The following is a 13,314-nucleotide window of genomic DNA, read 5'->3' as shown; positions in this document are numbered from 1 at the left end:
CCGACCGACGCGGTCCCGTGCCCGCGGGTGCTGCCCGCTCGCCTAGATTGGGCTCATGCCCGTCGCCACCCGTGTGATCGCCTGTCTCGACGTCGACGCCGGCCGGGTCGTCAAAGGGGTCAACTTCGAGAACCTGCGCGACGCCGGCGACCCCGTCGAGCTGGCCCGGCGCTACGCCGACCAGGGGATCGACGAGCTGACCTTCCTCGACGTCACGGCGAGCAGCGGCAACCGGGAGACGACCTTCGACGTCGTGCGGCGCACGGCCGAGCAGGTGTTCATCCCGCTCACGGTCGGCGGCGGCGTGCGCACAGCCAACGACGTCGACCGGCTGCTGCGCGCGGGCGCCGACAAGGTGGGGGTGAACACCGCGGCGATCGCGAGGCCTGAGCTCATCGCCGAGATCGCTGACCGCTTCGGGGCCCAGGTGCTGGTGCTCTCGGCCGACGTGCGTCGCCGACGAGGCGACGACGGGCTCCCCACCGACGACTTCGTCATGACCACCCACGGCGGGCGCACCGCCGTCGACCTCGACGCGGTGCAGTGGTGCGCCCGTGCTGCCGAGCTGGGGGCCGGTGAGATCCTGCTCAACTCGATGGACGCCGACGGCACCAAGAACGGTTTCGACCTCGAGCTGATTCGCCGGGTGCGGGCGGCGGTCTCGGTGCCGCTCATCGCCAGCGGTGGTGCCGGTCGGGTCGAGCACTTCGCGCCGGCAGCAGCCGCCGGGGCGGATGCCGTTCTGGCCGCCAGTGTCTTCCACTTCGGCGAGCTCACCGTCGCCCAGGTCAAGGCGGGCCTGCGCGAGGCGGGGGTCACGGTTCGCTGAGCGCACGGCGCCCGTCACAGCAGTGGCGAGGTGGGCTCAGACGCCGAAGTCGGCACCGCGCAACGCGGCCACGTCGTCGTCGGAGCCCTCGAAGCTGACCTGTGCCACGCGTTCCCGGCCGAAAGCGAACAGCACCAGCTCACCGACCGGCCCGCGCACGACCACGGTGCCGCCGGCGCCCGGAGCCTTGGCGGCATGGCGGCCCAGACCGGTCGCGATCAGCACTACTCCGGTCGGGGCCTTGCGCAACATCAGCTTCGAAGCAGACTTCAGGGCGGCCCAGAGGGCCTGCTGCAGCTCGGTGGACAGGTTCCGGGGTGTCCAGTCGGGCTGGGCGCGGCGCAGGTCCTCGAAGTGGACGAAGAACTCCGTGAGGTTCGCCTTCTCGTCGACCGCGGGGATGGCCATGGGGTTCCAGACGGGCGGGCCCGAGCGGATCTTCTGCACGAGAGCACCGAAGTCGCCGGCCGCCACCTGGGCCATGCCCCGGTCGGTTCGGCCCGCCAGCGCCGGGATGAAGAGGCCGGCCAGCAGGTCGGGGCGGGTCTCGCGGATCAGCAGGTGGGCGGCAAGGTCCTTGGCCCGCCACCCCTCGGCGATGGTGTCGGCCTCGGGTCCGAGACGCTCCAGCTCGTCGCATAGCGCGTGACGTTCGGACTGTGCGTGGCGTGTCATGACCTCCATCCAACCAGTTGACGGCCAGACCCGAACGCGGTGGAGGGCTGGCGGGGCTGCCCTTAGGCTCGACCGGTGATCGAGCTGGTGCGCCCCACCGTCGACCTCGCCGACTCGTGGTGGGCGATGGTCGACGCGTTCGGCGGCGAGACCATCCACGGCTCGTCGCTCCGGCCGGGCGATCGCGCCGGTCTGCGCGACCCCGCCGTGTTCGAGATCTGGGTCGACTGGCTGGCCGAGCAGTCCAGAGACGACGTGGCGCTGCCCGATGGCAGGGTGCCCAGCTCGTATCGCTGGATCGTCGACGCCGACCGCGTCGTCGGAACCCTCGCCCTGCGCCACGGCCTCAACCCCGCCCTGCTCGTGGTGGGCGGACACATCGGGTATGCCGTCGAGCCCGGCTCTCGTCGTCGTGGCGTGGCCACCGCCGCCGTTGGGCTGGCCCTCTCGATGGCGGCGGCGCGGGGCATCGACCCCGTGCTCATCACGTGTGACCCCGACAATGTGGCCTCGGCCCGCACCATCGAGAAGGTCGGCGGAGTGCTGGCCGACGAGCGCGCCGGCAGCCGCCGGTACTGGGCTGCGACGGGCACGACTGCCTCCGCTTTGCGGCATCCGGAATAAGGAAACTGCGGGTGCCTGTTGTCGAGGGGTCGTGAGAGGCTCAGCGGTCGAGCAGTAGAGCTCGCAACGAGTGTCGCGAACGAGCAACCGTCCAGACGAAGCAGCAGGGAGAACGACACGTGAGCACGGCCACACCCTCGACCCTGCGCGAGGGCTGGAGCGTCATCGGGCGCGGCATCAGGGGCCAGCCGCGCTGGTTCGGCCTGGCGGTCGTGGGCAGCGTGGTCTACGGCATCATGACCAGCCTCACAGCGGCTGCGATCGGTTTTGTGGTCGACCGGGCCGTCACGCCTGCCATCGCGGCCCGATCGGTGACGGCCGGGCAGCTGTGGTTCATCGGCGGGGTGATGTCGGCCGTCGTGCTGACCACCATCCTCGGGGTCATCGGCCGTCGCCTCGCGGGCGGTGTCGCCATGTTCAACCTCGGGGCGATGTACCGCAGGCAGGTGACGCGTCAGTACCTGCGGCTGCCCCTCAGCTGGCACCACAAGCACCCCTCGGGCCAGCTGCTGTCGAACGCGAACGCTGACGTCGAGGCGACCTGGAACATCTTCGGGCCGTTGCCGATGGCCCTCGGTGTCGTGGTCATGTTGGTGTTCGGGGTGCTGCAGATGCTCATCGTCGACCCATGGCTCGCCGTCGTGGGCCTGACGGTCTTCCCGATGCTGTTCGTCGCCAACATCGCGTTCCAGCGGGCGATGTCGCCGCGAGTCACGCGCGCCCAGCAGCTGCGGGCCGATGTGTCCGAGGTCGCCCACGAGAGCTTCGAGGCGGCCCTCATCGTCAAGTCTCTAGGCCGCGAGGACCACGAGGCCGAGCGGTTCCGCGCGGTCACCCACGAGCTGCGTGACGCGAACATCGAGGTGGGCCGCACGCGCGGCCGGTTCGACCCTGCCATCGAGGCGATCCCGACGATCGGCACGCTCGCCGTGCTCTTCGTGGGCACGTTGCGCGTGCGCAGCGGTCTGCTGTCGCCGGCTGAGGTGGTGCAGATCGCCTACCTCTTCTCCATCCTCGCCTTCCCGGTGCGCGCCCTCGGGTGGGTGCTCGCCGAGCTGCCCCGGGCCGTGGTGGGCTGGAAGCGGATCTCCGCCGTGCTCGACGCCGAAGGCAGCATGGCGTACGGCCCTCGCCGCCTACCGACCGGCACGGCCAGCCACCTGCAGGCCGAGTCGCTCTCGTACGCCTATGAGATCGAGACCGAGCAGGGCGACGCCGATCTCAACCCGGCCGTCGTCGATGTCAGCCTCGACATCGCTCCCGGCTCGACCGTGGCGCTCGTCGGCCCCACCGGCAGCGGCAAGTCGACCCTGACCAACCTGATGATGCGACTGGTCGACCCCGACACGGGCGCGGTGCTGGTCGACGGCATCGACTTGCGCCAGGTGCGACAGGGCGGCGTCTCCGAGGTGGCCGCCCTCGTGGCCCAGCAGACCTTCATGTTCGACGACAGCGTCCGCGGCAACATCACCCTCGGCCTCGACCACGACGACGACGCGGTCTGGCGGTCACTCGACGTCGCGCAGGGTGCCGGCTTCGTGGGTGACCTGCGCGACGGGCTCGACACGCACGTGGGTGAGCGCGGGGCCAGCCTCTCAGGGGGGCAGCGGCAGCGGATCGCGTTGGCCCGAGCCGTGATTCGCGAGCCGCAGCTGCTCATCCTCGACGACGCGACGTCGGCCGTCGACCCGAGCGTCGAGCAGGCGATCCTCTCGCGGCTGCGCGAGGCCAGCACCGGCACCACGGTGCTCGTCGTCGCCTACCGCATGGCCACCATCCTGCTCGCCGACGAGGTCGTCTACCTGGAGGAGGGCCGGGTCATCGACCACGGCTCGCACGAACAGCTGCTCTCCCGGTGCGTCGGCTACGAGCGGCTCGTCACCGCCTACGCCCGTGAGTCGGCCGAACGTGATGCCATCGCCGCCGATGAGGAGGTGTCGCGATGAGCATGCGCGGCCAGCCGATCGTCGAGCATCACGGGATCGCCTCCGGCACCGAGATGTCGACCTGGGCCACGCTCAAGCGCGGCTTCGTGCTCTCCCCCGAGCTGAAGAAGGGCATCTGGGTCACCGTTGCCCTGGCCGTGCTCTCGACGCTGGGCCGCGTGCTGGTGCCCTTCGTGGTGCAGCGCATCACCGACGAAGGGCTGCTCGCCGACGGTGGGCCCGACCTGGGCAGTGTGGCGATGTACATCGGCGTCGCCCTGGGCGGTGTGGTGGTCACGGCCTTCTCTGCCTACTTCGTCAACATCAGGCTCTTCCAGGCGTCCGAGAACGGGCTGGCAACGCTGCGCACCAAGGCGTTCCGGCACATTCATGACCTCGCGATGCTGACCCAGAACACGGAGCGACGCGGGTCGCTCGTCTCGCGGGTGACCTCCGATGTCGACACCATCTCGACGTTCGTGCAGTTCGGCGGGCTGATGCTGCTCATCAACGTCGCGCAGATCACGCTCGCCACCGTGCTCATGGTGGTCTACAGCCCGTTGCTCGGGCTCGTGGTGTGGGTGTGCTTCGTGCCCCTGTTCGTCATCATCCGCAAGTTCCAGGGCATCGTCGGTCGGGCCTACACGCGGGTTCGCGAACGGGTCGGCGACATGCTCGGTGCCGTCTCCGAGGCGGTGGTCGGCGCCCAGGCGATCCGGGCCTACGGAGTCGAGGAGCGCACGGCGCAGCGCATCGACGCCGCGGTCGAGGCACACCGAAAGGCGGCGATCGGGGCCCAGGCGCGCTCGGTGATCGCCTTCACCTCCGGTCAGCTGGTGTCGGGCATGACCACGGCCGTCGTGCTGGTGGTGGGCACCGTGCTCGCCGCGCGGGGGAGCCTGACACTCGGTGAGCTGCTGGCCTTCCTCTTCCTTGTGAACCTGTTCACGCAGCCCGTGCAGCAGGCGACCGAGATCCTCAACGAGATGCAGAACGCCGTCGCCGGCTGGCGGCGGGTGATCGGCATCATCGACACCGAGGCCGACGTCGCCGACCCGGGCGACCGGGGCGTCACCCTGCCCCGCGGCCCGATCACGGTGCAGTTCAACGGGGTCGGCTTCGCCTACCCCGGCGGCGACCCCGTGCTGCACGACATCGACCTCACCATCGCACCCCGCAGCCGGGTCGCCATCGTCGGCGAGACCGGGTCGGGCAAGTCCACCCTGGCCAAGCTGCTCACCCGGCTGATGGACCCCACCACCGGCACGGTACAGCTCGACGGCGTCGACCTCGACAGCATCCGCTTCTCCACGTTGCGTTCGCGCGTCGTGCTCGTGCCGCAGGAGGGCTTCCTCTTCGACGGCACGCTGCTCGACAACGTGCGTTTCGGCCGGCCCGAGGCCACCGAGGACGACGTGCGGCTCACGCTCACCGAGCTCGGGCTCGACCCGTGGGTGGCCACGCTGCCGCTCGGGCTGGCCACCGACGTCGGCCAGCGTGGGGAGTCGCTCTCGGCCGGTGAGCGACAGCTCGTGGCGCTGGCCCGGGCCTACCTGGCCGATCCCGACCTGCTCGTGCTCGACGAGGCGACCTCGGCCGTCGACCCGAGCACCGAGGTCAGGCTCCAACGTGCTCTCGACTCGCTCACCCGCGGCCGCACCTCGATCGCCATCGCGCACCGGCTCTCGACCGCTCAGGCGGCCGACGAGGTGATCGTGGTGGATGCCGGCCGCATCGTCGAGCGCGGACACCACACCGATCTGGTGCGACTGGGCGGCGTCTACGCGGGCCTGCACGACTCCTGGGTGGCCCAGCAGACCACGGTCTGACCCACCCCCAAACCTCCGTCCCCATCCCGCGAACGACTCGTTCGAGGTCGAACGAGTTGGTGTACCGACTCGTTCGATCACCAACGCGGCGTTCGAGACGATCTCGGGGTCGTCACCGGCAGGAGAGGATGTCACCATGAACGACGCCACCGGGAACGTCCGACTCGACCCCGCCATCGCCGATCTGCTCAAGCGTGACCGGCACGGGCTGTTCGCCGCAGTGGTGCAGCAGCACGACAGCCTCGAGGTGCTCATGGTCGGATGGATGGACGACGAGGCGCTCCGCCGCACCCTCGCGGAGGGCCGGGTGACGTTCTGGTCACGCAGTCGCGAGGAGTACTGGCGCAAGGGCGACACGAGCGGCCACGCCCAGTGGGTCAAGGGCGTGCGCCTCGACTGTGACGGTGATGCAGTGCTCGTCTCGGTCGACCAGGAAGGGAGCGCCTGTCACACCGGCGACCACACCTGCTTCGACGCCCGAGTGCTACCGGCTGCGGTCGGAATGCGTGACCAAGGCGCTTCAGCCGCTGAGTGATGCCGCAAGAAGAGCCCGTCCGCGCCGAACGCCGGGCTGGGGGTCGAACGCACCGGCATGCCAGCACGTTCGCCCTCGAACGAGTCGTTCGGGGAAGTGGCGGGGGAGGGACCGGGGGGAGGGACGGGGACCGGTGCGCGGCCCGGGTGGGACAGAATGGGCGGGTGCCACACCAGACCGCCCCGCTCGCTGCTGCGCCGGCTCCCGAAGCAGACCTCACCTGGGGGCAGACCTGGCCGAGCCTGGCGGTCTTCACCGAGCTCGCCCTCGACCACCGCCGGGTCATCCCGGTCGTGCGCCGCCTGCTTGCCGACGCGGAGACCCCGGTCGGGGTGTACCGCAAGCTCGCCGGCGAGCAGCCGGGCACCTTTCTGCTCGAGTCGGCCGAGCACGGGGGCATCTGGGCGCGGTACTCGATCGTCGGGGTACGGTGCGCCGCCACCCTGACCGAGCGCGACGGAGAGGCCCACTGGATCGGGACGCCGCCGGTCGGGGTCCCGACGGCAGGTGACCCGACCACGGCGCTGCGCGACACCGTGGCCGCGCTCGCCACCGAGCGGATCAGGGGGCTGCCGCCGCTCACCGGGGGAATGGTCGGCGCCATCAGCTACGACGCGGTGCGGCGGTGGGAAGCGGTACCCGACGGGGGCCGCGACGAGCTCGACCTGCCCGAGCTCGCGATGATGCTCGCGACCGACCTCGCCGTCTTCGACCACACCGACGGCTCGCTGCTGCTCGTCGCGAACGCGATCAACCACGACGCCACCGACGAGCGCATCGAGGCGGCCTGGGCGGATGCCGTGAGCCGCCTCGACCGCATGACGCGCGAGCTCGCAGCCCCGGCCCCGAGCACGGTGGCGACGATCGACCCGATCACCACGACCCCGTCGAGCAGCCACTCCCAGGAGCAGTTCGAGGAGATGGTGGAGGCGGCCAAGGAGGCGATCCGCGCCGGTGAGGCGTTCCAGATCGTCGTGTCGCAGCGCTTCACCGTTCCCTGCCGGGCCAGCGCCCTCGACGTCTACCGCGCCCTGCGGGTCAGCAACCCGAGCCCCTACATGTACCTGCTGCGCCTGCCGCACCCCGACGGCAGCGCCTACGACGTCGTCGGCTCGAGCCCGGAGGCCCTCATCAAGGTGACCGGGCGCCAGGCGATCACGCACCCGATCGCCGGCTCACGTCCGCGGGGCAAGAGCCCCGACCACGACGCCCACCTGGCCGAAGAGCTGATTGGCGACGCCAAGGAGCGGGCCGAGCACCTCATGCTGGTCGACCTCTCGCGCAACGACCTCCAGCGCATCTGCGAAGCCGGCACCGTCGACACGGTCGACTTCATGTCGATCCGCCGCTACAGCCACATCATGCACATCGAGTCGACCGTGATCGGCGACCTCAAGGCGGGAGCCAGCGCCTACGACGCGCTGGTCGCCACCTTCCCCGCGGGCACGCTCTCGGGGGCGCCGAAGCCCCGAGCCATGGCCCTGATCGACGGCTACGAGAACCTGCGCCGTGGCCTCTATGGCGGGGTGGTGGGCTACCTCGACTTCGCCGGAGACCTCGACCTGGCCATCGCCATCCGCACCGCCCTGATCAAGGACGGTCGTGCGCACGTGCAGGCCGGCGCCGGCATCGTTGCCGACTCGGTGCCGCACCTGGAGTTCGAGGAGACGGTCAACAAGGCAGCCGCTGCCCTGCGCGCGGTGGCCGCCGCCGCCGGGCTGCGGCCGGTGAACCCATGAGTGCCGGCGCCGGCGAGACGCCCGACCGCCAGCCGGAGCCCGCGCGGCACCAGGATGCCGTTCGGTCACCCGCCTCACCAGCACGCAGGCACCTCGGCAAGCGGGGGGCTGCGCTCGTCGTGCTTCTCCCCGCCGCGGTGCTGCTCGGGCTCACCACCTTGCCCTGGGCTTCGGGCCGGGCCCGTGACGTGCTGACCTCCGGCGTCATCGAGGTGAGCGGCAGCACGGCAGCACCGGGCACGGTCGGGGTCGCACTCGTGACGATCGTGGCGCTCCTCGCGATGATGACCGGGGGCCCGGTGATCCGGGCCGTGTCGGCCGGGGTGCTGGTGCTGGCCGCCGTCGGCACGCTCGTGCTCACGGTGGCGGTGGCGGTGGCGCCGGTCGGGACCGTGGCGGAGGCGGCCGCCCGTCAGCTCGCACGCACCACGGCGCCAGAGGCAGTGGCCACCACGACGGTCTGGGCCTGGCTCGCCGTCGTGATGGCGGGGCTGCTCGCTGTCGGGGCCGTGTCGGCCGGCGTCTCGAGCCGCTCCTGGGCGGGGCTCTCGAGCCGTTACGAGCGAGCGCCTCAGCCTGATGGCGACGCCTCGGGCAGCACCGGTGCCATGGCGCCCAAGGGCCCTCGCGGGCAGGTGCGAACTGCGTGGGACGAGCTGAGCGAGGGTGGCGACCCCACCCTGCGAGACGGGCCCGGCCCGACCTGACACAATGAAGTCTCGGCAGGCCAGCACGCGGCGCCGAGCTGACGATGGAGGACCTCATGGCAGACCACGACGAGAACCACGGGCACAGCACGGCGGCCTGGACCGCTGTCGGCATCATGTTGCTGGGGTCGCTCATCGGATCGGTGGCGACCCTCATCCCCAGCCTGTGGCTCGGGGCAGTCGCCGCCGTCGTCATCATCGCCGGGGCGGTCACCGGCAAGCTGATGTCCATGGCCGGCTACGGCAGCGACGGGCACCACGCCCAGGCCGGTGGCCTGGTCGACGCCCCCGACGAGGTGGGCGCCGAGACCCGCGGCAAGAGCTGAGCCTGATGGCCACGGTTCTCGACGGGATCATCGTTGGCGTTCGCGAGGATCTCGCCGTTCGTCGTGCCGCCCTACCCTCAGCAGCTCTGGAGTCGCTGGTGTCTCAGGCGCCCCCTGCGCTCGACCCGATGCCCGGCATCCGGCACGCCGATGGCGTCGCGGTGATCGCCGAGGTCAAGCGGTCGAGCCCGAGCAAGGGCGCCCTGGCGGCCATCCCGGCGCCGGGCGACCTGGCTCGCGCCTACGCCGACGGGGGAGCCGCCGCCATCAGTGTGCTGACCGAGCAGCGCCGGTTCGGCGGTAGCCTCGCCGACCTCGACACCGTACGAGCCGCAGTCTCAACTCCGTTGCTGCGCAAAGACTTCATCGTCGACGGCTACCAGGTGACCGAGGCCCGCGTGCACGGCGCCGATCTGGTGCTCCTCATCGTGGCCGCCCTGGGCGACGCCCAGCTGCGTGACCTGCACGACCAGGCGACCGGCCTGGGCATGACCTGCCTCGTGGAGGTGCACGACGCGGCCGAGCTCGACCGCGCCCTGGCTCTGCGGCCCGTGCTGGTCGGCGTCAACGCGCGCAACCTCAAGACCCTCGAGGTCGACCCACGCACCGTCACCGACCTGCTGCCGCGGGTGCCCCCCGAGGTCGTCGCCGTCGCCGAGTCGGGAGTCACCGGCCCGGCCGACGTCGCTAGGTACGTCCAAGCCGGCGCCGGCGCCGTGCTCGTCGGCGAGGCCCTGGTTCGTCACGGCGACCCTGCCGATGCCATCCGATCGTTCATCGCGGCCGCGGCCGCCGTCACCCGAACCACCTCCGGAGCTGCCCGAGCATGACCGCGAAACCCCGCCCGACCCCCGTCCCCACGCCGCCGCCGACCACATTGTCGGGGAGCCCCGACCTGCCGCGCGGGCGGTTCGGCGCGTTCGGCGGACGCTACGTGCCCGAAGCCCTCATCCCGGCTCTCGAACAGCTCGAGGAGGTCTGGCGCAAGGCGTGCGTCGACCCCGAGTTCATCGGTGAGCTTGAACGGCTGCACAAGACCTACACGGGCCGGCCCAGCATCATCACCGAGGTGCCGCGCTTCGCCGAGCACTGTGGCGGGGCCCGCATCATCCTCAAGCGTGAAGACCTCAACCACACCGGTTCACACAAGATCAACAACGTGCTCGGGCAGGCCCTGCTCACCAAGCGGATGGGCAAGACCAGGGTCATCGCCGAGACCGGGGCCGGCCAGCACGGGGTGGCCACGGCCACCGCTGCCGCCCTGCTCGGCCTCGAGTGCATCGTCTACATGGGGCGCAAGGACACCGAGCGCCAGGCGCTCAACGTGGCAAGAATGCGGTTGCTCGGCGCCGAGGTGGTTCCCGTCGACCACGGCAGCAAAACGCTCAAGGATGCCGTCAACGAGGCCTTCCGCGACTGGGTCGCGAACGTCGCGACCACCCACTACGTGCTGGGCACGGTGACCGGCCCGCACCCCTTCCCCGAGATGGTCCGCGACTTCCACCGCATCATCGGGGTCGAGGCCCGCCAGCAGGTGCTCGACCTCGTCGGGCGCCTCCCCGACGTCGTGTGTGCCTGCGTCGGTGGAGGATCCAACGCCATGGGCATCTTCCACCGTTTTCTCGACGACACGTCGGTGCGCCTGGTCGGCTTCGAGGCCGGGGGAGCGGGCGTCGAGACCGGCGAACACGCGGCGCGGTTCGCCACCGGCATCCCGGGAGTGCTCCACGGCGCGTTCACCTACGTCATGCAGGACACCGACGGCCAGACCATCGACTCGCACAGCGTCTCCGCGGGGCTCGACTACCCCAGCGTCGGCCCCGAGCATGCCTTCCTGCTCGAGTCGGGACGGGCCGAGTACCGGCCGATCACCGACGTCGAGGCGATGGAGGCCTTCTCGCTGCTGTCGCGCACCGAGGGCATCCTGCCCGCCATCGAGAGCGCGCACGCGCTCGCGGGGGCCATGAAGCTCGGCCGCGAGCTCGGGCCCGAGGCCGTCATCCTCGTCAACCTCTCCGGTCGAGGTGACAAGGACGTGCACACCGCCGCCGAGTGGTTCGGGCTCATCGACAGCAGCGACAGCAGCGACAGCAACGACACCGAACATGCTGAGCACACCGCTGAGCACACCGCTGAGCACACCGCGGCGGGAGCCGAGCGATTGCCGGGCAACCGTGACGCCAAGGGCCTGGGGGAGCAGCAATGAGCATCGCCCCCGTTCTGGCGAAGTGCCGCGAGGAGGGCCGTGCGGCCCTCATCGGCTACCTGCCCGTCGGCTTCCCGAGCGTCGAGGGCTCGATCGCGGCCATGCGGGTGCTCATCGACGCCGGCGTCGACATCGTCGAGATCGGCGTGCCCTACAGCGATCCCGTCATGGACGGCCCGGTCATCCAGGATGCTGCCGTGCGGGCGCTCGCGGGCGGCGTGCACCTCTCCGACATCTTCACCGCCGCCGAGGCGGTCTCCGGCGCGGGGGCCGGCGCCCTCGTCATGACCTACTGGAACCCGGTGCTGCGCTACGGCGTCGAGCGGTTCGCCGCCGACCTCGCGGCGGCCGGGGGCGCCGGGCTGATCACCCCTGACCTGATCCCTGACGAGGCCGGTGACTGGATCTCGGCCGCTGACAGCCACGATCTCGACAAGGTCTTCCTCGTCGCGCCCAGCTCGACGGCCGAACGGCTGGCGGCCGTCACGGCGCAGTGCCGGGGCTTCGTCTACGCCACCGCGGTGATGGGCGTCACCGGCGCCCGTGCGAGCGTCGGGGAGGCCGCCGCTGCGCTCGTCTCGCGTACGCGCGAGCACACCGACCTCCCGGTCTGTGTCGGGGTGGGCGTGTCGACCGGCGACCAGGCCGCGGAGGTCGGACGCTACGCCGACGGCGTCATCGTCGGGTCGGCGCTGGTGCGCTGCCTCACCGAGGCGTCCACCCCCGACGAGGGGCTCGTGGCCCTGGGAGCCCTGGCTCGTGACCTCGCCGCCGGGGTCCGCCGGGGCCGGTCGTGAGCGCGCTCAGCGGCATCCCCCTCTCGACGGCGTTGTCGAACCTGACGGCCGCGCTCCCCGCCGAGATCCCGTCGCCGTCGGTGGGGGTCTGGCACCTGGGACCGCTACCGATCCGCGGCTACGCACTCTGCATTCTCGCCGGCATCGTCGTCGCGGTCTGGCTCACCGGGCGCCGGCTCACCCGCCGTGGCTACCGGCCCGGCATCGCCATCGACATCTCCGCCTGGGCCGTCCCGTTCGGGATCGTCGGCGGGCGGATCTACCACCTGATCACCACGCCACAGCCCTACTTCGGCGAGGGTGGCCACCCCTGGCGGGCCTTCGCCATCTACGAGGGCGGCCTCGGCATCTGGGGCGCCGTCATGCTCGGGGCCGTCGGAGCGTGGATCGGCTGCCGCAAGAACGACGTGAGCTTTCGCGACTTCGTCGACGCCGCAGCCCCCGGCCTGGCCATTGCCCAAGCGATGGGCCGCTTCGGCAACTGGTTCAACAACGAGATCTACGGCGCCCCGACCGACCTGCCGTGGAAGCTGAAGATCTACGACTGGGACCCCTCCGCCGGCCGGGCCCTGCTCGACAGCGCAGGCAACCCCATCGTCAAGGGCTACTTCCACCCCACCTTCCTCTATGAGGCCCTGTGGTGCCTCCTGCTCGCGGCCGTGCTGCTCTGGCTCGGTCGCCGGTTCAGCCTCAAGCCGGGGCAGGTCTTCGCCGGGTACGTCATGGGCTACCCGGTCGGGCGCATCGTCATCGAGAACATGCGCAGCGACTCGGCGAACTACATTCTCGGCCAGCGGGTCAATACCTGGGTCTCGATCCTGGTCTTCCTCTTCGGGGTGTGGATGTGGTTCCGCTTCGCCCGGATGGCTCCCGTCCCGGTGCCCGAGCCGGCCGGCGAGTCTCGGCCCGGCCCGGCGGTCGCTGACGAGTCTGACGAGGTGGAGCAGGGCGATGACGCCGAGGCCGGCGACCACCTTGACGACCACCCTCACGACAGCGCTGACGACAGCCCTGACGACAGCGCCTCGTCGCGCCCGGAGCGGGCCCCCAGCTCGTAGCGCTCCAGCGCCGGTGACGGGCACGGTCTGAGCGTGACGTCTCACATCTCGGAATCCGCCGTAT

The 13,314-nt window shown here is 71.0% G+C and carries 13 protein-coding genes; 12 read left to right on the top strand and 1 reads right to left on the bottom strand.

What is annotated here, in order from left to right:
- Positions 1–55 precede the first annotated feature (55 nt).
- Entirely contained in the window at positions 56–829 is a 774-nt protein-coding gene (gene hisF, locus BA895_RS04980) for an imidazole glycerol phosphate synthase subunit HisF (RefSeq protein WP_070190796.1), read from the top strand.
- A gap of 36 nt (positions 830–865) precedes the next feature.
- Here the strand turns inward: hisF and BA895_RS04975 are convergent, their stop codons facing one another.
- Positions 866–1,504, bottom strand: coding sequence for a TIGR03085 family metal-binding protein (locus BA895_RS04975; protein WP_070190857.1), 639 nt, complete (start codon positions 1,502–1,504; stop codon positions 866–868).
- Positions 1,505–1,579: 75 nt separating this feature from the next.
- On the opposite strand from BA895_RS04975, the gene BA895_RS04970 reads away from it, so the two are divergent.
- The 11 genes from BA895_RS04970 (at position 1,580) to lgt (ending at position 13,250) form a co-directional block, all read left to right on the top strand.
- Positions 1,580–2,128: a GNAT family N-acetyltransferase gene (locus BA895_RS04970; RefSeq protein ID WP_070190795.1), complete on the top strand. Its 549-nt coding sequence runs from the start codon at positions 1,580–1,582 to the stop codon at positions 2,126–2,128.
- 119 nt (positions 2,129–2,247) lie between these two features.
- Positions 2,248–4,074: an ABC transporter ATP-binding protein gene (locus BA895_RS04965; protein WP_070190794.1), complete on the top strand. Its 1,827-nt coding sequence runs from the start codon at positions 2,248–2,250 to the stop codon at positions 4,072–4,074.
- Positions 4,071–5,882, top strand: a complete 1,812-nt coding sequence (locus tag BA895_RS04960; RefSeq protein ID WP_070190793.1) for an ABC transporter ATP-binding protein — start codon at positions 4,071–4,073, stop codon at positions 5,880–5,882. The genes BA895_RS04965 and BA895_RS04960 overlap by 4 nt, the downstream gene beginning before the upstream one ends.
- A 136-nt stretch (positions 5,883–6,018) precedes the next feature.
- Positions 6,019–6,417: a phosphoribosyl-AMP cyclohydrolase gene (gene hisI / locus BA895_RS04955; RefSeq protein ID WP_070190792.1), complete on the top strand. Its 399-nt coding sequence runs from the start codon at positions 6,019–6,021 to the stop codon at positions 6,415–6,417.
- A 164-nt stretch (positions 6,418–6,581) separates the two neighbouring features.
- Positions 6,582–8,156, top strand: coding sequence for an anthranilate synthase component I (locus BA895_RS04950; protein ID WP_070190791.1), 1,575 nt, complete (start codon positions 6,582–6,584; stop codon positions 8,154–8,156).
- A complete protein-coding gene (locus tag BA895_RS04945; protein ID WP_083282984.1) occupies positions 8,153–8,863 on the top strand; it encodes a Trp biosynthesis-associated membrane protein in 711 nt (236 codons plus the stop codon). Before BA895_RS04950 ends, BA895_RS04945 begins: the two co-directional genes overlap by 4 nt.
- 56 nt (positions 8,864–8,919) lie before the next feature.
- The gene (locus BA895_RS04940) at positions 8,920–9,189 is read left to right on the top strand and encodes an HGxxPAAW family protein (protein WP_070190855.1); all 270 of its coding nucleotides are present in this window, start codon (positions 8,920–8,922) and stop codon (positions 9,187–9,189) included.
- Positions 9,190–9,194: 5 nt separating this feature from the next.
- On the top strand, positions 9,195–10,019 hold the full coding sequence (gene trpC, locus BA895_RS04935; RefSeq protein WP_070190790.1) for an indole-3-glycerol phosphate synthase TrpC: 825 nt from the start codon (positions 9,195–9,197) through the stop codon (positions 10,017–10,019).
- Positions 10,016–11,395 (top strand): tryptophan synthase subunit beta, encoded by a 1,380-nt coding sequence (trpB, locus tag BA895_RS04930; protein ID WP_254666324.1) that lies wholly within the window; start codon positions 10,016–10,018, stop codon positions 11,393–11,395. The genes trpC and trpB overlap by 4 nt, the downstream gene beginning before the upstream one ends.
- Positions 11,392–12,192, top strand: a complete 801-nt coding sequence (gene trpA / locus BA895_RS04925) for a tryptophan synthase subunit alpha (RefSeq protein WP_070190789.1) — start codon at positions 11,392–11,394, stop codon at positions 12,190–12,192. Before trpB ends, trpA begins: the two co-directional genes overlap by 4 nt.
- On the top strand, positions 12,189–13,250 hold the full coding sequence (gene lgt / locus BA895_RS04920; RefSeq protein WP_070190788.1) for a prolipoprotein diacylglyceryl transferase: 1,062 nt from the start codon (positions 12,189–12,191) through the stop codon (positions 13,248–13,250). The genes trpA and lgt overlap by 4 nt, the downstream gene beginning before the upstream one ends.
- The last annotated feature ends 64 nt before the right edge of the window (positions 13,251–13,314 follow it).

Source organism: Humibacillus sp. DSM 29435 (assembly GCF_001758225.1).
In the GTDB taxonomy this organism is placed as follows: Bacteria; Actinomycetota; Actinomycetes; order Actinomycetales; family Dermatophilaceae; genus DSM-29435.
The sequence above is the reverse complement of the archived record's forward strand: the minus strand, read 5'-3'. Positions and strand labels throughout refer to the sequence as shown.

Bases quoted from the DNA above. Each gene is read 5' to 3' on its own strand.
- hisF (WP_070190796.1), top strand. From the start codon at position 56: ATGCCCGTCGCCACCCGTGTGATCGCCTGTCTCGACGTCGACGCCGGC.
- trpA (WP_070190789.1), top strand. From the start codon at position 11,392: ATGAGCATCGCCCCCGTTCTGGCGAAGTGCCGCGAGGAGGGCCGTGCG.
- BA895_RS04975 (WP_070190857.1), bottom strand. From the start codon at position 1,504: ATGACACGCCACGCACAGTCCGAACGTCACGCGCTATGCGACGAGCTG.
- BA895_RS04945 (WP_083282984.1), top strand. From the start codon at position 8,153: ATGAGTGCCGGCGCCGGCGAGACGCCCGACCGCCAGCCGGAGCCCGCG.
- hisI (WP_070190792.1), top strand. From the start codon at position 6,019: ATGAACGACGCCACCGGGAACGTCCGACTCGACCCCGCCATCGCCGAT.
- BA895_RS04960 (WP_070190793.1), top strand. From the start codon at position 4,071: ATGAGCATGCGCGGCCAGCCGATCGTCGAGCATCACGGGATCGCCTCC.
- trpB (WP_254666324.1), top strand. From the start codon at position 10,016: ATGACCGCGAAACCCCGCCCGACCCCCGTCCCCACGCCGCCGCCGACC.
- BA895_RS04940 (WP_070190855.1), top strand. From the start codon at position 8,920: ATGGCAGACCACGACGAGAACCACGGGCACAGCACGGCGGCCTGGACC.
- trpC (WP_070190790.1), top strand. From the start codon at position 9,195: ATGGCCACGGTTCTCGACGGGATCATCGTTGGCGTTCGCGAGGATCTC.